18 protein-coding genes and 5 pseudogenes are annotated in these 20,307 nt (G+C 66.0%); 18 read left to right on the forward strand and 5 right to left on the reverse strand.

All coding sequences use genetic code 11. The features are described 5' to 3' along the window. From ATB1_RS21225 to ATB1_RS18715, 13 genes and pseudogenes are all read left to right on the forward strand, one after another. Window positions 1-233, forward strand: a pseudogene (locus tag ATB1_RS21225) (5-(carboxyamino)imidazole ribonucleotide synthase); the annotation flags it as partial. 6 nt (window positions 234-239) lie between these two features. Then, window positions 240-851 (forward strand): 5-(carboxyamino)imidazole ribonucleotide mutase, encoded by a 612-nt coding sequence (purE, locus tag ATB1_RS18665; protein ID WP_042666377.1) that lies wholly within the window; start codon window positions 240-242, stop codon window positions 849-851. Between the two features lie 188 nt (window positions 852-1,039). After that, window positions 1,040-1,456: an NADH-quinone oxidoreductase subunit A gene (locus tag ATB1_RS18670; protein WP_007274756.1), complete on the forward strand. Its 417-nt coding sequence runs from the start codon at window positions 1,040-1,042 to the stop codon at window positions 1,454-1,456. Beyond that, window positions 1,453-2,146: pseudogene (locus ATB1_RS21230) on the forward strand (NADH-quinone oxidoreductase subunit B); the annotation flags it as partial. The gene ATB1_RS18670 and the pseudogene ATB1_RS21230, both read left to right, overlap by 4 nt. Window positions 2,147-2,161: 15 nt before the next feature. Then, a pseudogene (locus ATB1_RS18675) lies at window positions 2,162-3,836 on the forward strand (NADH-quinone oxidoreductase subunit D). Next, window positions 3,836-4,885, forward strand: coding sequence for a complex I subunit 1 family protein (locus ATB1_RS18680; protein ID WP_042666380.1), 1,050 nt, complete (start codon window positions 3,836-3,838; stop codon window positions 4,883-4,885). The pseudogene ATB1_RS18675 and the gene ATB1_RS18680 overlap by 1 nt, the downstream one beginning before the upstream one ends. Next, the gene (locus ATB1_RS18685) at window positions 4,882-5,343 is read left to right on the forward strand and encodes an NADH-quinone oxidoreductase subunit I (RefSeq protein WP_042666382.1); all 462 of its coding nucleotides are present in this window, start codon (window positions 4,882-4,884) and stop codon (window positions 5,341-5,343) included. The genes ATB1_RS18680 and ATB1_RS18685 overlap by 4 nt, the downstream gene beginning before the upstream one ends. A 105-nt stretch (window positions 5,344-5,448) precedes the next feature. Beyond that, the gene (locus ATB1_RS18690; protein WP_004971032.1) at window positions 5,449-5,709 is read left to right on the forward strand and encodes an NADH-quinone oxidoreductase subunit J; all 261 of its coding nucleotides are present in this window, start codon (window positions 5,449-5,451) and stop codon (window positions 5,707-5,709) included. Then, entirely contained in the window at window positions 5,706-6,077 is a 372-nt protein-coding gene (locus ATB1_RS18695; RefSeq protein WP_042666385.1) for an NADH-quinone oxidoreductase subunit J, read from the forward strand. The genes ATB1_RS18690 and ATB1_RS18695 overlap by 4 nt, the downstream gene beginning before the upstream one ends. Continuing rightward, a complete protein-coding gene (nuoK, locus tag ATB1_RS18700; RefSeq protein WP_042666387.1) occupies window positions 6,077-6,379 on the forward strand; it encodes an NADH-quinone oxidoreductase subunit NuoK in 303 nt (100 codons plus the stop codon). Before ATB1_RS18695 ends, nuoK begins: the two co-directional genes overlap by 1 nt. 3 nt (window positions 6,380-6,382) lie before the next feature. Beyond that, window positions 6,383-8,403, forward strand: a pseudogene (nuoL, locus tag ATB1_RS18705) (NADH-quinone oxidoreductase subunit L). Continuing rightward, window positions 8,400-9,929 carry a NuoM family protein gene (locus tag ATB1_RS18710; protein ID WP_042666389.1) on the forward strand — a complete coding sequence of 510 codons (1,530 nt, stop codon included), beginning with the start codon at window positions 8,400-8,402 and terminating at the stop codon, window positions 9,927-9,929. Before nuoL ends, ATB1_RS18710 begins: the two are co-directional and overlap by 4 nt. Then, window positions 9,930-11,450 carry an NADH-quinone oxidoreductase subunit N gene (locus ATB1_RS18715; protein ID WP_042666390.1) on the forward strand — a complete coding sequence of 507 codons (1,521 nt, stop codon included), beginning with the start codon at window positions 9,930-9,932 and terminating at the stop codon, window positions 11,448-11,450. A 33-nt stretch (window positions 11,451-11,483) separates the two neighbouring features. Here the strand turns inward: ATB1_RS18715 and ATB1_RS18720 are convergent, their stop codons facing one another. Further along, window positions 11,484-11,864 carry a hypothetical protein gene (locus tag ATB1_RS18720; RefSeq protein WP_042666393.1) on the reverse strand — a complete coding sequence of 127 codons (381 nt, stop codon included), beginning with the start codon at window positions 11,862-11,864 and terminating at the stop codon, window positions 11,484-11,486. A gap of 89 nt (window positions 11,865-11,953) precedes the next feature. Here ATB1_RS18720 and ATB1_RS18725 point away from each other — a divergent pair, with 89 nt between their 5' ends. Together ATB1_RS18725 and ATB1_RS18730 are read left to right on the forward strand one after the other, a co-directional pair. After that, window positions 11,954-13,411: a DHH family phosphoesterase gene (locus ATB1_RS18725; protein ID WP_042666395.1), complete on the forward strand. Its 1,458-nt coding sequence runs from the start codon at window positions 11,954-11,956 to the stop codon at window positions 13,409-13,411. A gap of 43 nt (window positions 13,412-13,454) precedes the next feature. Next, window positions 13,455-14,237, forward strand: coding sequence for a CBS domain-containing protein (locus ATB1_RS18730; protein WP_042666406.1), 783 nt, complete (start codon window positions 13,455-13,457; stop codon window positions 14,235-14,237). A gap of 1 nt (window position 14,238) precedes the next feature. Here ATB1_RS18730 and ATB1_RS18735 read toward each other — a convergent pair whose 3' ends face one another. Continuing rightward, a complete protein-coding gene (locus tag ATB1_RS18735) occupies window positions 14,239-14,466 on the reverse strand; it encodes a hypothetical protein (protein WP_042666397.1) in 228 nt (75 codons plus the stop codon). 30 nt (window positions 14,467-14,496) lie between these two features. Next, window positions 14,497-14,667 (reverse strand): hypothetical protein, encoded by a 171-nt coding sequence (locus ATB1_RS22635; protein WP_198526155.1) that lies wholly within the window; start codon window positions 14,665-14,667, stop codon window positions 14,497-14,499. Between the two features lie 100 nt (window positions 14,668-14,767). Between ATB1_RS22635 and ATB1_RS18740 the strand changes: the two genes are divergently transcribed. Then, window positions 14,768-16,075 (forward strand): tetracycline resistance MFS efflux pump, encoded by a 1,308-nt coding sequence (locus tag ATB1_RS18740; protein ID WP_042666398.1) that lies wholly within the window; start codon window positions 14,768-14,770, stop codon window positions 16,073-16,075. 38 nt (window positions 16,076-16,113) lie between these two features. Here the strand turns inward: ATB1_RS18740 and ATB1_RS18745 are convergent. Together ATB1_RS18745 and ATB1_RS18750 are read right to left on the reverse strand one after the other, a co-directional pair. Beyond that, window positions 16,114-17,153: pseudogene (locus ATB1_RS18745) on the reverse strand (hypothetical protein). Window positions 17,154-17,252: 99 nt separating this feature from the next. Next, window positions 17,253-18,584, reverse strand: a complete 1,332-nt coding sequence (locus tag ATB1_RS18750) for a S8 family serine peptidase (protein ID WP_042666400.1) — start codon at window positions 18,582-18,584, stop codon at window positions 17,253-17,255. Between the two features lie 132 nt (window positions 18,585-18,716). Here ATB1_RS18750 and ATB1_RS18755 point away from each other — a divergent pair, with 132 nt between their 5' ends. Together ATB1_RS18755 and ATB1_RS18760 are read left to right on the forward strand one after the other, a co-directional pair. Further along, window positions 18,717-19,823 carry a hemolysin family protein gene (locus ATB1_RS18755; RefSeq protein WP_042666402.1) on the forward strand — a complete coding sequence of 369 codons (1,107 nt, stop codon included), beginning with the start codon at window positions 18,717-18,719 and terminating at the stop codon, window positions 19,821-19,823. Between the two features lie 73 nt (window positions 19,824-19,896). Beyond that, window positions 19,897-20,307 (forward strand): aminopeptidase P family N-terminal domain-containing protein (locus tag ATB1_RS18760; protein WP_042666404.1); only part of this gene is annotated, 411 nt, incomplete at its 3' end.

Below are 20,307 nucleotides of genomic sequence, written 5' to 3' on the forward strand. Positions count from 1 at the left end.
CACCGTGATGGCGAACGTCCTCGGCGACCGTCGACGAGAGCCGACCCGCGCGCCTCGGCGGCCTCGACGACGCGCTTGCGGAATCGGGCGTCTCGCTGCACTGGTACGGCAAAGACGAGGTGCGCCCGCTCCGCAAGATGGGCCACCTCACCGCCGTCGGCAACGGCGATGTCGACCTCGAAGCGCTTCTCGCACGCACGCGCGACCTCCGGGACGGACTACACTTCGACTGATACACAATGACGACAGAACGGGACCTCATCGACGAACTGCACGCACAGGCCGACGCCGACCGCGACCCCGAGACGACGCCCGACGTGGGAATCATCATGGGGTCGGACTCCGACCTCGACGTGATGTCCGGCGCGCACGAGGCGCTGGACACGCTCGGGTTCGGCGAACAGACGGACTTCGACGCGCCGCCCGAGGAGCGATTCACCTACGAGACGTACGTCGTCTCAGCACACCGGACGCCGGACTTGATGTACGCCTACGGCGGCACCGCGCGCGACCGCGGCGTCGAGGTCATCATCGCCGGCGCGGGCGGCAAGTCCGCGGACCTGCCGAACATGACCGCCTCAATCGCGTACCCGCTTCCGGTCGTCGGCGTCCCCGTTCAGGAGAAGTCGGTGGACTCGGTCATCGGGATGCCGACGGGCGCGCCCATCGTCGCGGTCGACGCCGGCAAGTCGTTCAACGCCGCACTTTCGGCCGTACAGGCGCTTTCTCGGGGGTACCCCGAACTCGAAGACCGGCTCGTCGAGTACCACGAGGACCTCGTTTCCGACGTGGCCGAGACCTCGGCCGCGCTCCACGACCTCGGGGTCGCGGGCTTCCGCGACTCGCAGTAGCGAAGCGCCCGTTATCCCCAGTCAGTTTTCCGCAATCGAGAGCCGTTCCCAGCGTCGAAACCCTGCCCGCGCGGGGTTCCGGGCGTCTCTCGCGTATTTTCCAAATAGAAGCTCTCTCGCGCCCGAAACACACAAATCAATGTTTATAGGGGAGCGCTTCTAACCGCCGCACGTCAGGGAGACACGGCATGAGTGATTGGATTGCAATCGGTGCGATGGGGCTGGTTGGTGTCGGCATACCGCTCGCGATGATGGCGGTGTCGGCACTGCTTCGCCCAAGCGTACCGGAACAAGGAAAGAGTGCCACGTACGAGAGTGGTGAGGTGCCGACAGGCACGGCGCGCGTCCAGTTTAACATTCAGTACTACATGGTCGCGCTGCTGTTCCTCGTGTTCGACATCGAGACCGTCCTGATTTTCCCGTGGACGGTCATTTACCGCTCGGCCCTCGAACAGGGCGCGTCGCTGGCGACGATTCTGACGCCGATGCTCGTTTTCATCGGTGTCCTCGTCGTCGGCCTCGTCTGGGCGTGGCGCAACGGCGCAGTCAAGTGGGTCAAAAGCCCGCAGGCCAGTCGTCGTAAGACAGAGAGGCAAGATGCATGAGTAGCGAACAGAAACCATTCGTCAGCGGACGATACACAGGCATCGAACAGACCGAGACTCGCGACGCCCGGATGGCGGGGGCGGACGACCGGTTCAACTCGAAGCTTCGGGAGGCGTTCGGCTCGTCACCGTTCATCCTCACGAAGTTCGACAAGTTCATGAACTGGGTCCGCGGGTCCTCGATGTTCATGCTGCAGTTCGGGTATCGCGTGCTGCAGCATCGAGATGATGCACACCTACGCGATCAAGCACGACCTGGACCGATTCGCGGCGGGTGTGCCGCGCGCGTCGCCGCGACAGGCCGACGTGATTATCGTGCCGGGGACGATCGTTTCGAAGTTCGCCCCGCGCATGAAGCGCGTCTACGACCAGATGCCCGAACCGAAGTTCGTCGTCGGCATGGGGTCGTGTACGATTTCCGGCGGCCCGTTCCAGGAGGGCTACAACGTCATCAAGGGCGCAGAAGAGGTCATCCCGGTGGACATCCACATCCCCGGCTGTCCGCCGCGCCCGGAGGCGCTCATCTACGGTATCGCGAAGCTCCAAGAGCGCATCGCGAACGGCGAGTCGAGTCCGGTGACGGTCAAGCCGTACGAACTGGAGCAGTTCGGCGACCTCGAACGCGACGAAATCGTCGACAAGCTCGCCGCAGAGATCGACGAAGAGGACCTCGTCATGCGGTACAACTGGGGCCTTAGATTCGCCATGAGTCTCGAAGAACAACAGTCCGACGACCCCGCGGAACTCGAATCGGGCGTCAGCCGCGGCGACGAACTCGCCGACCTGCTCGGCGACCTCGTCGTCGGCCGCGAAGAGCACATGAACGCGCCCGGCCTCGTCATCCGTCCCGACGAGGTCCAAGACGCGCTGTTCAAGCTCCGCGACGAGGCCGGCTTCGACCACCTCTCGTGTGTGACCGCACAGGAGTACGAGGACCGCTACGAGTCCATCTACCACCTGACGAAGTTCGACGACCGGACCGACGAGGTCTCGGTCGTCGTGCCTACGTCGAAGGACAACCCGGTCAGTCAATCCGCCGAACCGGTGTTCCGGACGGCCGACTGGCACGAGCGGGAGGCGTACGACCTCGTCGGCATCCAGTACGAAGACCACCCGGACCTGCGTCGCATCCTGCTTCCGGACACGTGGCAGGGCCACCCGCTCGGGCTGGACTACGACCAGGACCGCCCGCAGATCGCGACGCTCCGCGAGCACGCGAATCCGCTCGAAGAGGACCACCGCGCCGGGGACAGCAACACGATGTACATCAACATCGGGCCGCACCACCCGGCGACCCACGGCGTGCTGCACGTCGAGACGGTCGTCGACGGCGAACAGGTCGTCGACCTCGAATCCGACATCGGCTACCTCCACCGCTGCGAGGAGCAGATGTGTCAGCAGGGGACCTACCGGCACCAGATTATGCCGTACCCCGACCGCTGGGACTACATCTCGGCCGGACTCCTGAACGAGTGGGGCCTACGCCCGCACCGCGGAGGACCTCGCGGACATCGAGGTTCCCGAGTACGCCCAGATCATCCGGACGATGGGCGCGGAACTGTGCCGCATCGCGTCGCACATGATCGCGCTCGGGACGTTCGCGCTGGACGTGTACGGCGACTTCACGGCCATCTTCATGTACGCCATGCGGGACCGTGAAATCGTCCAGAACATCCTCGAAGACCTCACCGGTCAGCGCATGATGTTCAACTACTTCCGGCTCGGCGGGGTCGTCTGGGACCTCCCCGAACCCCGCGAGGAGTTCTTCGAGAAGATTCGTGACTTCCTCGACGGGCTTCCGCAGGCGCTCGAGGAGTACCACGACATGATCACCTCGAACGAGATTCTGCAGGCCCGTACGGTCGGCACGGGCGTCCTGCCGCCGGAAGTCGCAAAGAGCTACGGCGCGACCGGACCGGTCGCTCGCGGCTCCGGAATCGACTACGACCTCCGCCGCGACGACTCCTACGGTTACTACGACGAACTCGACTGGGACGTCGTCGTCGAGGACGGTTGCGACAACTTCTCGCGCCTGCTCGTGCGTATGCGCGAAGTCGAGGAGTCGGCCAAGATCATCCAGCAGTGTGTCGACCTGCTCGAAGACTGGCCCGAAGACGAGCGGAACATCCAGGCCAACGTTCCGCGCACTCTGAAGCCCGAAGAGGACACGGAAATCTACCGCGCCGTCGAAGGCGCGAAGGGCGAACTCGGCATCTACATCCGCGCCGACGGCACCGACAAGCCGGCCCGCTTCAAGATTCGCAGTCCGTGCTTCTCGAACCTGCAGACGCTCCCCGAGATGTCCGAGGGTGAGTACATCCCCGACATGATTGCCTCGCTCGGCAGTCTCGACATCGTTCTCGGAGAGGTGGACCGGTAATGAGTCTGCAAGCGGTCCTTCCGGACACGATCAGCGGCCTCCTCGGCCTCGAAGGCGTCCTCGGGGACGTTGTCGGCGGACTCGTCGGCGCGTTCCTCGTCGCCAACATCATGCTCATCATGACGGCGTTCGCCGGGCCGTGGGCCAAACGGAAGATTACGGCCGCCTTCGGTGACCGCATCGCGGTCAACCGAATCGGTCCGTTCGGTCTCCTGACCATCGTCACGGACGCAGTCCGTCTGCTGTCGAAGGAGCTCATCGTTCCCGAGGGCGTCGACCGTCCCGCGTGGGACCTCGCGCCGATAGTCATTCCCTTCTCTGCGCTGCTCGGATTCGCCGTCATCCCGATGGGTAACGGCATCCAGCTCGCGGACCCCGAAACCGGCCTCGCGTTCGCCTTCGCCGCGGCGTCTATCGCCTCGCTTGGCATCGTCATGACCGGCTACGCGTCGAACAACAAGTTCTCGCTCATCGGTGCGCTTCGCGCCGTCGCGGCGAACATCGCCTACGAGATTCCGCTCGTCGTCACGGCGGCCTCGGTCGTCATCTTCGCCGGCTCGCTCCGCATGAGCGAAATCGTCGCCGTGCAGGCCGAGCCGCTGCTTTCGGTCGCGGGCGTGACGATTCCGACGTGGTTCGCGTTCGTGAACCCCTTCGCGTTCGCGCTGTTCATCATCGCGAACCTCGCGGAGGTCGGCCGCAACCCGTTCGACATCCCCGAAGCGCCGACCGAGATTGTCGCCGGGTATCAGACCGAGTACTCCTCGGTCTACTTCGTGCTCATCTACCTCGGTGAGTTCATTCACATCTTCCTCGGCGGCGCTATCGCGGCGACCCTGTTCCTCGGCGGTCCGGCGGGCCCGGTCCTGCCCGGATTCGTCTGGTTCACCATCAAAATCTGGGCGTTCTTCCTGTTCACCCAGTGGGCGCGCTCCGCGGTTCCGCGCCTTCGCGTCGATCAGTTCCTCGAAATCGGTTGGAAGGGGATGCTCGTGCTCTCCTTCGCCAACCTGGTTCTCACGGCCATCATCGTGGGGGTGATTGCATGATCGGAATCCTCAAAGGCATGGCAGTGACGCTGAAGCACGCGCTCGACGGGCAGACGTTCACGGTCGAGTACCCCGAGACCGCGCCCGAAGTGAGCCCGCGTTTCCGCGGCGTCCACAAGTTCAGCCAAGAGCGGTGTATCTGGTGCCGTCAGTGTGAGAACGTCTGTCCGAACGACACGATTCAGATCGTTCAGGACGACCAGCGCAACGGCGAGCAGTACAACCTCCACATCGGCCAGTGTATCTACTGCCGGCTGTGCGAGGAGGTCTGTCCCGTCGACGCCATCCTACTCACGCAGAACTTCGAGTTCACGGCGGACACGAAGAACGACTTCGTCTACAACAAAGAACAGCTCAAGAACGTCCCGTGGTACAAGGACATCGACCCGCTCAACTCCCGCAACCCCGACCGCAACGCGTGGATCGGCGAGGGCGAAGGAGAGGTCGACTACCAGTAACATGACCGCGAGTGAATCGTTCGAGTCCCGTCAGCCCGCGTCCGCTACCGGACGCTGAGGACGTTCTCGAAATGTTCAAAGGGATATCTCAAGGAGACATACACAATGGTTTATGAAACCATCGCGTTCGCGCTGTTCGCCCTCATTACCGTGGGCTGCAGCCTGGGCGTCGTCCTCGTGCGGGACATCTGGCATTCCGCACTCCTGCTCGGGGGCGCGCTCTTGAGCGTCGCGGTGCATTACGTGATGTTGCAGGCGGAGTTCCTCGCCGCCATGCAGGTCCTCGTCTACGTCGGCGGGGTCCTGATTCTCATTACGTTCGCCGTGATGCTGACGCGTATCAATCCGGAGGTGAGTAGTACATGACAACCAAACCGCAGCTGAAACTCGGTTCGCATCTCGTGCCCGGACTCGCTGCCGTCGCGCTGTTCGTCGTGATGGCGGTCGTGTTCCTCGGTGCGTCGTTCCCGAACCCACAGGGGTTCGCAGAGGGAGCAAACATCACCGCGAGCATCGGCTATTCGATGTTCAACCTCGGGTTCGGAAGCGTCGACGGCGAGAGCATGCTGGTCGCATTCGAAATCATCGACCTCGTGCTCGTCGCCGCGCTCACCGGCGCGGTGCTCCTCGCTCGCCGCGAGGACACTACTACGGGGCAGATGCGGACTATCCTGACCGACGGTGGTCGGGAACTCAAGCAGACGCTGTTCGACGACGAGGAGGGTGACAACTGATGGTCCCCGCGCAGTATTACCTCGTCCTGTCGGCCGCCGTGTTCTGTATCGGCATCTTCGGCCTCTTGACTCGACGGAACGCGCTGTTGTTCCTGATGTCGGTCGAACTGATGCTGAACGCCGCGAACATCAACCTCGTCGCGTTCTCCTACTACTGGGGCAACGTGACGGGCCAGACGTTCACCCTGTTCACGCTGGCGCTCGCCGCCGCCGAGGTGGCGGTCGGTATCGGCATCATCCTCGTACTGTACCGTAACTTCGACGGCGTGGACGTGACCAACGCGACCACGATGAGGTGGTAATATATGGCAGGTATCTTAGACTTCGCTCCGGCCATCGTCCTCCTCCCGTTCCTCTCGTTCCTGATCGCGCTCGGGGCGGGACGGTACATGCCGAAGGGAGGGGCGCTGGCGGGTATCGGCGCGACGGCAGGCTCGTTCGTCCTGTCCATCGCGACGTTCTTCGCCGTCAGCGGCGGACAGACCTACAACCAAACGATTTACACGTGGGCGGAGGGCCTCGACGCCATCAACCTGACGTTCGGTCTACTCATCGACCCGCTTTCGTCGATGATGCTCGTCATCGTGACGCTCGTCGCGCTCCTCGTCCACATCTTCAGCCTCGGCTACATGAACGACGAGGGCGAGACTGGCCTCCCGCGCTACTACGCCGGGCTCGGCCTGTTCACCGCTCCATGCTCGGGTTCGTCGTCGCCGACAACCTGCTCATGGCGTTCATGTTCTTCGAGCTGGTGGGCCTGTGTTCCTACCTGCTCATCGGCTTCCACTTCCGGCAGGACGGCCCGCCGAGTGCCGCGAAGAAGGCGTTCCTCGTCACCCGCTTCGGTGACTACTTCTTCCTCATCGGCGTCGTCGCGGTGTTCGCGACGTTCGGCTCTGCCGCCTTCGCCGGCCCGGACGCCTTCCCGGTCCTCGCCGAGGAAGCGCTCAACGGCGAACACTCGGTCAACACGTTCCTCGGTATGGGCGAACAGGCGTGGTTCACCGTCGTCGGCCTCCTCGTTCTCGGGGGCGTCGTCGGGAAGTCCGCACAGTTCCCCCTGCACACGTGGCTCCCGGACGCGATGGAAGGTCCGACGCCCGTCTCCGCGCTCATCCACGCAGCGACGATGGTCGCGGCCGGTGTCTACCTCGTCGCCCGGATGTACGGGTTCTACGTGCTGACGCCGACGACGCTCGCCATCATCGCCCTCATCGGCGGCTTCACCGCCCTCTTTGCGGCGACGATGGGCGTCGTCAAGAAAGAGATCAAGCAGGTGCTCGCGTACTCGACCATCAGCCAGTACGGCTACATGATGCTCGGCCTCGGTGCCGGTGGCTACGTCGCGGCGACGTTCCACCTCATGACGCACGCCTTCTTCAAGGCGCTGCTGTTCCTGGGTGCCGGTTCGGTCATCATCGCGATGCACCACAACGAGAACATGTGGGACATGGGCGGTCTGAAAGACAAGATGCCCGTGACCTACTACGCGTTCCTCTCCGGGTCGCTCGCCCTCGCGGGCATCGTCCCGTTCGCAGGCTTCTGGTCGAAAGACGAGGTCCTCTACGAGACGCTCATTCACGGCCTCGGTGGCAGTCCGATTCTGCTCGCCGCGTACGCGATGGGCCTGCTCGCCGTGTTCTTCACGGGGTTCTACACCTTCCGGATGGTATTCCTCACCTTCCACGGCGAGCCACGGTCCGGAACGGCGCGTGACCCCCACGGCGTTCGCTGGAACGTCAAGGGTCCGCTCGCCGTCCTCGGCGTGCTCGCCGCGACGACCGGGCTCGTCAACATGGTCCCGGTCGAGAAGCTCTTCGGAATCAAGGGGATTGACTTCCTGCATCAGTTCCTCGACGGGAGCTTCAGCTCGCTGAACGCGCACCACTACGCCGAACTTATCCCGTACAGTTCGGGCTACATCGGCGGCGAGGCCGGAACGGTTGCTATCGGTGCGGCCGTCTCGCTCGGCTTCGCGCTCGGCGGTGCCGCGCTCGCGCACATGCTGTACAACGTCCCCGAGCCCGTCGAACACACGGACAAGCTCGGGAGCATCAAGACCGTACTGTACAACAACTACTACCAGGACGAGTACCAGGTCTGGATCGCGACCGGCGTCGTCCAGCCCATCTCGCGCGTCCTCGATAAGTTCGACCAGGGTATCGTCGACGGCGTCGTCAACGGTATCTCCAGCGTGAGCCTGTTCGCTGGCGGTCGCGTCAAGCGCATTCAGACCGGTGTGGTGAGCAACTACGCGGCGCTCCTCACGCTCGGTCTGACCGCGCTCCTTCTCGGTCTCGGTCTGCTCGGAGGTTGGTTCGCATGATAATCGAAGCGCTCATCGCAGTCACGTTCCTCGCCGCGCTGGTCACCTTCGTCCTGCCGGACCGGTACGCCGGCAAGGCGGCCTTCGCGCTGAGTCTGGCTCCCGTCGTCGGGAGCCTCTACATGTGGCAACAGTACGACGCGAGCGGGAACGCCTTACTCGGCGGGAACATCGCGTTCGAGACAGACGTCGTCTGGCTGCAACTCGGCCAGTACGACATTCACTGGATGGTCGGCGTCGACGGCATCAGCATGCCGCTCGTCGTCCTCACGACCATCCTCACCACGCTCGCTATCGTCAGCGCGTGGACGCCCATCGCGGAGCGTCAGTCCCAGTTCTTCGGTCTGATGCTCCTGATGGAGGCGAACCTGCTCGGCGTCTTCACGGCGCTCGACTTCTTCGTCTGGTTCGTCTTCTGGGAGGCCGTCCTCGTCCCGATGTACTTCCTCATCGGCGTCTGGGGCGGTCCCCGCCGCAAGTACGCGGCGATTAAGTTCTTCGTCTACACGAACATCGCGTCGCTCGTGATGTTCATCGGGTTCATCTCGCTGGTGTTCGGCCTCGGCGACTCGATTACGTCGCTGCGGTTGCCCGAGATTGCCCAAGCGTTGCAGGCCGGGCAGCTCGGAAGCTTCGCGGGACTGTCGGCCGGCGCGCTCGCGTCGGTCGCGTTCATCGCGATGTTCTTCGGGTTCGCGGTCAAGGTTCCGGTCGCCCCGCTTCACACGTGGCTGCCGGACGCACACGTTGAGGCCCCCACGCCGGTGTCGGTCATGCTGGCGGGGGTCCTCCTGAAGATGGGTACGTACGCCCTGCTCCGGTTCAACTTCACGATGCTGCCGGAGACGGCGCGCGCCTTCGCGCTGCCCATCGCCCTGCTCGCCGTCGCGAGCGTCATCTACGGCGCGCTTCTCGCGCTGGCACAGCAGGACCTCAAGCGCATCGTCGCGTACTCCTCCGTCTCGTCGATGGGGTACGTCATCCTCGGTCTCATCGCCTACACCACCTACGGCGTCGGCGGTGCGACCTTCCAGATGGTCGCCCACGGCCTCATCTCCGGTCTGATGTTCATGGCCGTCGGCGTCATCTACAACACGACCCACACGCGCATGGTGTCGGACATGTCCGGAATCGCCGACCGGATGCCCGTCACGGCGGGCATCTTCGTCGCCGGCGCGTTCGGCTACATGGGCCTCCCGCTCATGGCCGGTTTCGCGGCAGAGTTCTTCATCTTCAAGGGCGCGTTCGAGTCCACGGTGATGGAGGCGATGCCGCTGTTTACCGGCGCCGCGATGTTCGGTATCGTCATCGTCGCCGGCTACCTGCTGTTCGCGATGCAGCGGACGCTGTTCGGACCCTTCCGGTTCGACGGCGACTACGACGTCACGGAGGCGCCGTTCCACGACGTCGCACCCCTCGCGGTGCTGCTGCTTCTCACCATCGTGCTCGGTGTCTCTCCGGACATCTTCTTCACGATGATTCAGGACGCGGTTAATCCGATTCTCGAACTGGGAGGTGCGTTCTAGATGACGCCCCTCCAAGCGCTCCCCGAGTGGGCGGCGACGGCTCCCGCCATCGTGCTCGCGCTGACGGGACTCGCGCTGCTGCTCATCGACACCATCGACCCGGACTCCACGAACAACGGCCTGCTGGCCGGCACGGCGACGCTCGGCGCGCTCGCCGCCGGCGGCATCGCCGCCTGGTTCCTCATCGGCGGAACCGGCATGGAGTCCACAGGCGGCTCGATTTCGCTGTACGGCGACGCGCTCGTCGTCGACGGGATGAGCCTGTTCTTCACGCTCATCTTCACCAGCGTCACCGCGATGGTGACCGTCGCCTCCTACGACTACCTCGCGGACGAGGAGTACCAGGGTGAGTTCTACTCGCTCGTCATATTCGCCGCGACCGGTATGACGCTCATGGGGATGTCGAACTCGCTGGCGACCGTCTTCGTCAGCCTCGAACTGGCGTCCCTCCCCTCGTACGCGCTCGTCGCGTTCCTCAAGAAGGACCGCGGCAGCATCGAGGCGGGCCTGAAGTACTTCCTCATCGGCGCGCTGTCGTCGGCGGTGTTCGCGTTCGGTATCAGCCTCGTGTTCGCCGTCACCGGCTCGCTGGTGCTCCCGGAAGTCGCCGCGACGCTCGCCGAGGGCACCGAACTCGTCGGCGTCCTCGGCCTCGGCGTGCTGATGATCGCCGGCGGCTTCGCGTTCAAGACCGCCTCCGTTCCGTTCCACTTCTGGGCGCCGGAGGCCTACGAGGGCGCGCCCGCCCCCGTGAGCGCGTTCCTCTCGTCGGCGTCGAAGGCGGCCGGCTTCGCCGTCGCCTTCCGCGTCTTCACCGTCGCGTTCCCCCTCGAGACCGTCACCGCGGTCGGCGGCGGGAGCGTCGACTGGTCGCTGCTGTTCGCGCTGCTCGCCGTTGTCACGATGACGCTCGGTAACTTCGCGGCGGCGACCCAAGAGAACGTCAAGCGCATGCTGGCGTACTCCTCTATCGGGCACGCCGGCTACGCGCTCATCGGGCTCGCGGCCATCACCGTCGACGGTGGTGCCGCGAACGGCGACGTGCTCGGCGCGAGCATGGCCCACCTGCTCGTCTACGGCTTCATGAACACGGGCGCGTTCCTGTTCATCGCCATGGTCGAAAAGTGGGGCCTCGGCCGCACGTTCGAGGACTACAACGGCATCGCGTCGAAGGCGCCCATCGCCGCGACGGCGATGACCGTCTTCATGTTCTCGCTCGCCGGCCTGCCGCCGTTCGGCGGCTTCGTCTCGAAGTACGCGCTGTTCTACTCGGCCATCGAGTCCGGCTTCTGGTGGCTCGCCGCCTTCGGTGCGGTCAACAGCGCGCTGTCGCTGTTCTACTACAGCCGAGTCGTGAAGGCAATGTGGATCGAGGAGCCGTCGAAGCCCCTCGAAATCGGCAGCCAGCCGGTCGGTCTCTACGTGGCGATTATCTTCGCCGCGGTCGGGACGGTCCTGCTCCTGCCCGGCTTCCAGCCCGTCATCGAGACGGCCCAGACCGTCGCTGCGGCGCTCTTCTGAGCGCCCCGGCGGTTCGGTTCGATTCGGTTTCTTTTATTCTCGCAGTAACTCACCGAGCGCCGATGCCAACTCCTCGGAGCGCCTGAGCGTCAGGCCGTCGGTGGTGACGAACACGCCCTTGTCGTCGTCGGTCACCCGCGTCAGGTAGCCGTGGTCGAACGCGCGGACAGTGTACCGGTAGTTCCCGAGTTCGGAGCCACGGTAGGCGGTCCGCGCCTGAAACCCGTCGGTCTCGTGTTCGACGAACCCGGTGAGGTCGGCGTCGGCTTCGAGGTCGCTTCGGAGGTATATCTGGTCGCACCGGTCGTGCGTGAAGTACGTCACGCTCCTGAGGTCGTCGCCGACGACGGTTCGACAGGTTCGGACGAACGACTCGGCTCGCGACTCGGGGAGCAGTTGCGTCTCGAGTTCCATCGTATATGTGTCATGCGTTGGCATGACATAATATCATCGCCGGATGGGAGGACGGTAGGGTTTTGCGGCCGGAGTCCGACCCTCCGTGTATGGTACGTCGCCTGGTTCTCGGCTGCGGGTCGCTCGGCGGGAACCTCGTCGAGCAACTCGCCGACCGCGGGGGGACGGTAACGGTCGTCACGGACCGGAAAGGCCGCGCCGACGACCTCCGTTCGGACGGCATCGTCGCGAGGGAGGGCGACCCCGCCGACCCGTCGAACTACCCCGACGCGGCCGACCTCATCGTCGTCGGCGGGCAGTCTTCGGCTTCGAACCTCGACGCGGCGCGGGCGGCCCACGACCGGTTCCCGGACGCGCCGCTCGTCGTCTACCTCGGCGGCGACGCCGACCCGTCGGTCCGCGCCGGCATCGACGCGTTGGCCGACGAGGTCATCGACCCGCGTCGAATCGTCTCCAGGCGAATCCTCGACGCCGTCGGTACGTCGCACACGGAGCGGTTGAACCGCCTGATGCGAGTCCTCCGAAACCTCGACGGTAGGCTCGCGGTCGTGATGCACGACAACCCGGACCCCGACGCCATCGCCGCGGCGCTGGCGCTGCAGGCCATCGCCCAGCGGGCGAGCGTCGACGCAGACGTGTGTTACTTCGGCGACATCTCTCATCAGGAGAACCGCGCGCTCGTGAACCTCCTCGATTTGGACCTTCGGGTTCTCGACGAGGTTCCGGCGGACGACGAGTATGCCGGCTTCGCGCTCGTCGACCACTCCCGACCGGGCGTCAACGACCGCCTGCCGCCGGAGACGACCATCGACATCGTCATCGACCACCACCCGCCGCGTGCGCCGGTCGAAGCGGCGTACGTGGACCTCAGACGCGGCGTCGGCGCGACGAGCACGTTGCTCGCGGAGTATCTCGAACGGCTCGGTATCGTCCCCGACACGACGGTGGCGACCGCCCTCCTGTTCGGGATTCAGGTCGACACGAACGACTTCACGCGGGAGGTCTCGACCGCCGACTTCGAGGCCGCCGCCTTCCTCATCCCCCACGTCGACATGGACCTGCTCGAACGGGTCGAGACACCGAGTCTGACCTCCGAGACGATGGAGACGCTCGCCCGCGCCATCTCGAACCGCGACGTTCGGGGGAACGTCCTCACGACGAACGTCGGCGATATCCGCGAGCGGGACGCGCTCGCGCAGGCCGCCGACCACCTCCTCGGGATGGAGGGCGTCGAGGTGACGGTCGTCTACGGACTGATGGACGGCACCGTCTACGTCTCCGGTCGCGCCCGCGGGGCGAAAGTCGACCTCGGAGAGACGTTCCGCGACGCCCTCGGCTCTATCGGGAGCGCCGGCGGCCACGCGGACATGGCGGGCGCACAGATTCCACTGGGCATCCTCGACGACGTGGGCGACGACTCCCGGGAGTCGCTCGCGACCATCGTCACGGACATCGTCGCCGGGCGGATGTTCGAGACGCTGGAGCACGCGACGCCGACGCCGAGTCTGGACACCGATGTGGCCTTCGAGTACCCGCTCGATGAGTGAACGCCCACACGTTTTTGCCGACGGTGGCCCTATGGGGTGGGAGATGACTACCAAAGCGACCGTCAAGGAGTACATGACGCGCGAGGTCCAGACCGTCTCTCCGACCGACACGGTCGCGGACGTCGCCCAACGCATCGCGGAGAGCGACGGGCACAACGGGTTTCCCGTCTGTGACGGGCGCAAGGCCGAGGGATTCGTCACGGCGCGCGATATCCTCCTCGCCGACGACGCCGCCCCCATCGAGACGGTGATGGCGACGGACCTCGTCGTCGCTCACCCCGAGATGGACGTGAACGACGCCGCCCGCGTCATCCTCCGGTCGGGCATCCAGAAGCTCCCGGTCGTCGACGACGCGGGCAACCTCGTCGGCATCATCTCGAACACCGACGTCATCCGGAGCCAAATCGAGCGCGCGACGCCGGAGAAAGTGGGCAAACTCATGCGGACGCTCGAGCAGATTCACGGCATCACGGTCCACCAAGAGCGCCGCACGGTCTCGCTTTCGAACCTCATTCCCACGCAGGCCCGCGTCTACGCCGACGAACTCGACGGTCGACGGTACGAACTCGAACGCGGCCTCGCGGAGCCGCTCGTCGTCATCGACAACAACGGGACGCTGCTCCTCGCCGACGGCCACCACCGCGTCCTCGCGGCCGACCGAATCGGCATCGAGGAGATGGACGCCTACATCATCGTCATCGACGACCCCGTCGAACTCGGCATGCAGCGGACCGCCGAAAAAGAGGGTCTCAAGTCCATCTCGGACATCGACATCGTCGACTACGCTCGACACCCGTTGGTCGAGACGACGCGCAGACTCCAGTAGCTCAGTTCTCCACGTCGTACTCGTCTTTCCACGCCTCGACGGCTTCGCGGGCCTCGGATTCCGACTCGAATCGCTCGCCCTCGTAGCCGCGTCCCTCGGCAGACTGATAGAGTCGGTCGACCCTGACGTGCCACGCGTTCGGCCCGCGTCGGAGCCGAATGGTCGCGTGGCCGTCGCTTCGCTCCCACTCTACGATGCGGTCGTCTCGGCGGACCTCCGTCCAGGTCATACCCGGAGGTGACCGTCGAGCCCGAAGTGTCTACCCATCCGCCAGCGACGAGGCGTCTGCCGTCGCCGAAACGGCCGGGCGCGTCTCAGCGCCGCAACTCGGGCAGACGGCGTATCCGAGGCGGTCGTAGGGGACCTCCGGAGACGGGCGTTCCAACCCACACTCCTCGCACGTGAAGTACGAGACCCATTCGAAGGACATACTGACACTCAGGATTGTCAACGTATTAATTAATCACCGCTTACCCCCCGAGACGGAGGGTATCGGTGCGGTTATTCGACTCCCCGCCAACGGGGAGACGATGACAGTCGAGGACCCGCGTCGGGCGCTCGGGGTGGTCTTTTTCATCGTCTTCGTCGACCTCCTCGGCTTCGGTATCCTCATCCCGGTAATCCCCCTGTACGCGCTCTCGTTCGGTGCGACGGAGTTCGTCGGGAGCCTCCTCATCGCCTCCTACTCTGCGATGCAGTTCCTCGCCGCACCGTTTTTAGGCCGCCTGTCAGACTCCCGTGGTCGGCGACCCGTGCTCCTCCTGTCGCTCACGGGGAGCGTCCTCGCGTGGCTCCTGTTCGGCATCGCAGGGTCGCTCGCGGTGTTGTTCGCCGCGCGGATGCTCGCGGGCGCGATGGGCGGCAACATCGCCACCGCACAGGCGTACATCGCCGACATCACCGCGGCGGACGACCGGGCGAAGGGGCTCGGCCTCCTCGGGGCCGCGTTCGGCCTCGGCTTCGTGTTCGGCCCCGCGCTCGGCGGCTTCTTCGCCAGCGAACCGGTCGTCGCGGCCGCCCGGGACCTTCTGCCTGCGTTCGTCCCCGTCTCCGAGTTCTCGCTTCCGAGCTTCGCCGCCGCGCTCATCACCGGGACGAACCTCGTCGTCGCGTTCTTCGTCCTGCCCGAGTCGCGGCCGCCCGAAGCGCGCGGGACGCCGGCCGAGGACCGCGAGTCCCGCGTCCAACAGCTCCTTTCGGCGCTCCGGTCGCCCGGGCTGGGCACGCTCGTCGCCTCATTTTTCCTCGTCTCCTTCGCCTTCTCGGCGCTCGAAAGCCAGTTCATCTTCCTCACCAACGACCAGTACGGCTACGGCGCGACCGAGAACGCCATCATCCTCACCTACGTCGGCGTCGTCCTCGCGGTCGTGCAGGGCGGCCTCGTCGGCCCGCTCACCGACCGCTTCGGCGAGTACCGACTCGCAGTCGGCGGCGCGGCGATTCAGGTGCTCACGCTCGCGGCCGTCCCCTTTTCACCCCAACTGGGCGCGTTCGTCCCCGACCTCGGAACGATACTCCCGGTCGGTCCCGTCCTCCCGGCGGGCGTGCTCGCGCTCCTCGTCGTGATGACGCCGCTGTCGTTCGGCAACGCCCTCACGAACGTCTCTTTGAACACGCTCGTCTCCCGCTCGGCGACGGACGACGAGCAGGGCGGCGCGTTCGGCCTCACTCAGAGCGCCGGGAGCCTCGCCCGGACGTTCGGACCGGCGCTGGCCGGCGGGCTCTACACCGGCATCGCGTTCTGGGCTCCCTTCGTCGTCGGCGGCGTACTGATGATTCCGATTCTCGTCCTCCTCGTGCGGCTGGACCGCGAGGCGGTCACGTCGGCGACGGCGTGAAAAAAGGACGCAGGGCGGCGAAAGCGAGTCGTCGGCCCTTACGCGGGGGTCGGGCCTTCCGGGGCCGACGAGTCGTCGTCGGACCGGAACTGCGAGACGAGGTCGAGCGAGTCGTCGGCGCTTCCGAGTAAGAACAGCGAGTAGTACCGGAAGTACGTCACGACGGGCATCTGGACGACCGCGCCGACCGCGATGGCCGCGAGGACGAACAGGAGCCCGAGCGCGCCGAAGACGACCAGCCCGACCGTCGAGAAGTCAAGGCGACGTTCGCGGCGTTGAGCGCGAGGAACGCCCCGCCGCCGACGATGGCGAAGGGGATGGCGACGACGAGCAGGGCGAGGAGGGCCGCGATACCGATACCGATGCTCGCGAGGATGCCGAGGATGAACCGGACGATGACGTACAGCCCGAACTCGGAGAACTCGGCGCGGAACACAGGCACGACCCGGCTCCACGACGAGAGGAGGGTGCGGTCTTCGGCTATCATCGTCGGGACGACGAAGTCGGTCGTCAACTGCATGACGATCGCGAGCACGAACGCCAGCAAGATGGCGAGCAGCACGAGCGGGATAGCGAGGAGGGCGGCCACGGGCGTGAACGCGACGGAACCGAGGAACACCGCCGCGACCGGGACTCCGATGACCGCGAGCACGGCGACGAGCAGGCCGATTTGGAACGCGAACAGCCTGACGCCGAGCCAGAAGCGCTCGCGGAACGGCTTGCGGATACGCACGTCTTTCGTGACGACGGCGTCCACGAGGACGAACTGCATCACGGAGCCGACGAACGACCAGAGAAGACCGAGGACGACGGCGACCGCCGCAATCGCGATGACCGCGGCGATGACGTTTTCGGGCGTCACGAACCCGGGCAGCGAGTCGACCGGGATGTCGGTCGACCCGCCTCCGGTGGGGGTGGTGGTTCCGGTGTTGCTTCCGGCACCGCCGCTCCCGCCGAGGCCGCCGACGAAGAGGGCGATGAGTGCGAGGCGCGCCCATCGACCCGCATCGAACGGGAGGAGGAGCGACGCCGTGGCGTCACGGGCGTCGTCGAGGGCGTCGATTGCTTTCCAACTCATGAGTGACAATGCGACGCCTCGCGAGATAAATGTGTTCGAGAGCTAAGGTATCAGTTCGCTCGGTGCGTCTCGGGCGCGGAGCGGCGCTCGCGAGGCCCGCTACTCCGTGACGGCGGCCAGCGGGTCGAGGTAGCCGGCTCCGTAGTACGCCTTGTCGGACCCCTCGGGAACGGTCGCGGTGCGGCCGAGTTTCGACGCGACCTGATTCGCGTTCAGGTCCGGTTCGACCGACCGCACGAGCGCGACGGCGGCGGCCACCTGCGGCGCGGCCATCGAGGTGCCTGCCTTCCAGCCGTAGCCGTTCGCCGAGCCGACGTAGTTCCCGTCGTCGTCGTAGGCGGGCATCGAGACGGTGTTGTAGACGAGGTCGTAGAACCACGTTTCGGGGTGTGTCTCCTGTGCGGAGAGGAGCGCGTCGCCGCCCGGCGCGGCCACGCCGACGGCGTTGGTCCCGTAGTTCGTGTAGAACGCCGGGGTCTTCGGTCCCTCCGCTTCGTCGCCCGCGTCGAAGGCGGTCCCCTTGGGTCCGGTCGCACTGACGCTGAGCGCCTGTGCCCCCTCGTTGGGGAGGCTGATGAGGCCGCCGTCGTGCTGGAGGTCGGCGCTGTCGTTGCCGGCGGCGACGACGACGACGGTCCCCGAGCGGTTGGCGTGGGTCAGCGTCTTGTTCAGCACTTTGCCGTAGAACTTGCCTTCGCCCTGTCGCGGGACCGGGTAGGCACCGAGGCTGAGATTCGCGGCGTCGCAGCCGATTTCGGCGCTGTAGACGACGGCCGCGAGGATATCGGCGAACGAGGCCAGCGAGTTCGGCGAGAACACGCGGCAGTCGATGAGTTCGGCCCCCGGCGCGGAGCCGACGACGCCCGTCTCGTTGTCGTCGTTCGCGGCGACGATGCCCGCGACGTGGGTGCCGTGGTCGCCGCCCGCGGGGACGCCCGCTCCGAACTCGTCGCCGGTGAAGTTCCGCGACAGCGACGCGTTGACCGCGTGTTCGAGGTCCGGGTGGTCGGCGGCGACGCCGGTGTCGATGACGGCGACGCGCGCGCCCTCGCCCCGGGTCACGTCGTGGACCGCGGGAATCCGCTGGCTCTGTTTGTCCCACTGCGCGTCGTAGCCGGGTTCGTCGACCGCGTCCGCCGGGGCCACGTCGTCGACCGCCGGCGCGTCGAGTGCTATCTCCACGTCGGGCGCGTAGGCCGCGTTCAGCGCGGAGACGGCCGACTCGCTTCCCTCGACGACCACCACGCCGGCCGGCGAGAGGTCGTAGACGACCTCCAGGTCGGCGCTCGTCGCCGCCGACGCGTCGTTGCCACCGAGGTCGACGATGAACCGGTCGGTCCGCTCGGCCGCGACGACGGTCGACCCGGCGGCGACCCCACCGAGGAGGGAACCACTCAGCTTCAGGAACGTCCGCCTGTGTTGCTGACGCATACCAGACACCGCGGCCGTCGAAAACATAGTTGTTACGGCACATTTTTGAGTTTAAAATAATTCCTCGAAAAACCACAACGTCGTACCGGAGCCGACACGCTCAGGGGGGTCGGGTTCGAACGCTCGGCTCACATGGTAGGTGTCGAAACCGCGCTTCGGCTCGGCGGCGGCCTCGTGTTGTTGCTCGCGAACGCCTTCTTCGTCGTCTCGGAGTTCGCGATGACGCGCGTCCCGCAGTTCGACGAGTCCGCCTTCGAGGGCTCCCGCGGTCTCGAACTGGCGTGGGAGATGACCGAACGGCTGGAGGTGTACCTCTCGGGCTGTCAGGTCGGGATTACCATCGCCAGCGTCGGCCTCGGTGTCGTCGCCGAACCGGCCGTCGCGGCCACCTTCAACGCGGTCCTCGGCGGCGGCGGAGCGGCGGGTTCCCACACGTCGCTGTCGGTGGGTCTGGCGCTCGTCGTCATCAACCTCTCGCACGTCGTCCTCGGCGAGCAGGTGCCGACGTACCTCGGCGTCGAGCGCTCCCGCACGGTGGCGAAGTACACCGCACCCGTCCTGTACGGCTGGACGAAGCTGATGTACCCGGTCATCGTCGTCGCCGACTGGCTGGCGAAGCGCCTGCTGTCGCTCGTCGGCGTCGAGATAACCCGGTCGTGGCAGGAAGCCGAAATCGACGACGAGGAGGGCGGCGACGGCTCCGCGGGCGAGGGCACCCGGCTCAGTCGCGGCGAGGTCCGCAGCCAGATGGGGAACGTCCTCGCACAGGGGTCGCTCCCCGAGGACCGCCGCGAGGAGGTGCTCAACGCGCTCCGAATCGGCGAACTACCCGTCCGCGACGTGATGGTCCCCGCGGACCACGTCGTCGCGCTCTCGGCCGACGCGACCACGGACGAGAGCCTCGAACGCGTCCGGTCGAACCCCCAGCACTCGCGGTTCCCGCTCGTCGGCGACTCGCTCGACGACGTGCGCGGCGTCGTCTACGCGCCGACGGTCCTCTCGAACATCGACCGCCTCCAGTCGGGTGACCGCCGCCTCGACGACATCGCCGCGCCGCCGCTTTCGGTCCCCGCGGACCTCTCGGTCAGCGATCTCATCGACCGCTTCCAGGAGGAGAATCAGGAACTCGCGATGGTCCGCGACCCCGAAAGCGGCTCCGTGGTCGGCCTCGTGACCGCCTCCGACGCCTTCGAGTCAATCACCGGCCAGCTCTACGACCCGCTCGACCTCGGGGCGTAGGACGCTCGCGGGTGGCGACCCGACGCGCTCGCGGACCGCCCACGCTTTTCCCCCGCCGCCCGTATCGACTCGTATGACGCCCTTCGAACGACGGACCCGCGCCTGTCAGGAGCGACTGGCCGACGCGGACGCCGACGCGACCGTGTTGTTCCCCAGCCGAAACCTGCTGTACCTCTCGGGCTTCGACGAGGAACCCGCAGAGCGCCACCTGCTTCTGTTCGTCCCCCGCGAGGGCGACCCGGTGTTCCTCGTCCCCGACCTCTACGAGACGCAGGTCCGCGCCGAGTCGTGGGTCGCCGACGTGCGCACGTGGAGCGACGACGACGACCCGCGGGACGCCCTCGCGGACGTCGTCTCGGACCTCGACCTCGCCGGCGGGCGCATTCTCGTCGACGACACGATGTGGGCGCGCTTCTCGCAGGACCTCCGGGCGGCGCTCCCCGCCGCCGACTTCGGCCTCGCCAGCGAGGTCGTCGCCCCGCTC

The organism is Haloferax sp. ATB1 (assembly GCF_000730175.1).

Excerpts from the sequence above, each read along its gene's own strand:
- ATB1_RS18685 (WP_042666382.1), top strand. The coding sequence starts at position 4,882 with ATGATCGGAATCCTCAAAGGCATGGCAGTGACGCTGAAGCACGCGCTC.
- ATB1_RS22635 (WP_198526155.1), bottom strand. The coding sequence starts at position 14,667 with ATGTCCTTCGAATGGGTCTCGTACTTCACGTGCGAGGAGTGTGGGTTG.
- nuoK (WP_042666387.1), top strand. The coding sequence starts at position 6,077 with ATGGTCCCCGCGCAGTATTACCTCGTCCTGTCGGCCGCCGTGTTCTGT.
- ATB1_RS18740 (WP_042666398.1), top strand. The coding sequence starts at position 14,768 with ATGACAGTCGAGGACCCGCGTCGGGCGCTCGGGGTGGTCTTTTTCATC.
- ATB1_RS18670 (WP_007274756.1), top strand. The coding sequence starts at position 1,040 with ATGAGTGATTGGATTGCAATCGGTGCGATGGGGCTGGTTGGTGTCGGC.
- ATB1_RS18735 (WP_042666397.1), bottom strand. The coding sequence starts at position 14,466 with ATGACCTGGACGGAGGTCCGCCGAGACGACCGCATCGTAGAGTGGGAG.
- ATB1_RS18730 (WP_042666406.1), top strand. The coding sequence starts at position 13,455 with ATGACTACCAAAGCGACCGTCAAGGAGTACATGACGCGCGAGGTCCAG.
- ATB1_RS18750 (WP_042666400.1), bottom strand. The coding sequence starts at position 18,584 with ATGCGTCAGCAACACAGGCGGACGTTCCTGAAGCTGAGTGGTTCCCTC.
- ATB1_RS18720 (WP_042666393.1), bottom strand. The coding sequence starts at position 11,864 with ATGGAACTCGAGACGCAACTGCTCCCCGAGTCGCGAGCCGAGTCGTTC.
- ATB1_RS18680 (WP_042666380.1), top strand. The coding sequence starts at position 3,836 with ATGAGTCTGCAAGCGGTCCTTCCGGACACGATCAGCGGCCTCCTCGGC.
- ATB1_RS18710 (WP_042666389.1), top strand. The coding sequence starts at position 8,400 with ATGATAATCGAAGCGCTCATCGCAGTCACGTTCCTCGCCGCGCTGGTC.
- purE (WP_042666377.1), top strand. The coding sequence starts at position 240 with ATGACGACAGAACGGGACCTCATCGACGAACTGCACGCACAGGCCGAC.
- ATB1_RS18715 (WP_042666390.1), top strand. The coding sequence starts at position 9,930 with ATGACGCCCCTCCAAGCGCTCCCCGAGTGGGCGGCGACGGCTCCCGCC.
- ATB1_RS18695 (WP_042666385.1), top strand. The coding sequence starts at position 5,706 with ATGACAACCAAACCGCAGCTGAAACTCGGTTCGCATCTCGTGCCCGGA.
- ATB1_RS18755 (WP_042666402.1), top strand. The coding sequence starts at position 18,717 with ATGGTAGGTGTCGAAACCGCGCTTCGGCTCGGCGGCGGCCTCGTGTTG.
- ATB1_RS18690 (WP_004971032.1), top strand. The coding sequence starts at position 5,449 with ATGGTTTATGAAACCATCGCGTTCGCGCTGTTCGCCCTCATTACCGTG.
- ATB1_RS18725 (WP_042666395.1), top strand. The coding sequence starts at position 11,954 with ATGGTACGTCGCCTGGTTCTCGGCTGCGGGTCGCTCGGCGGGAACCTC.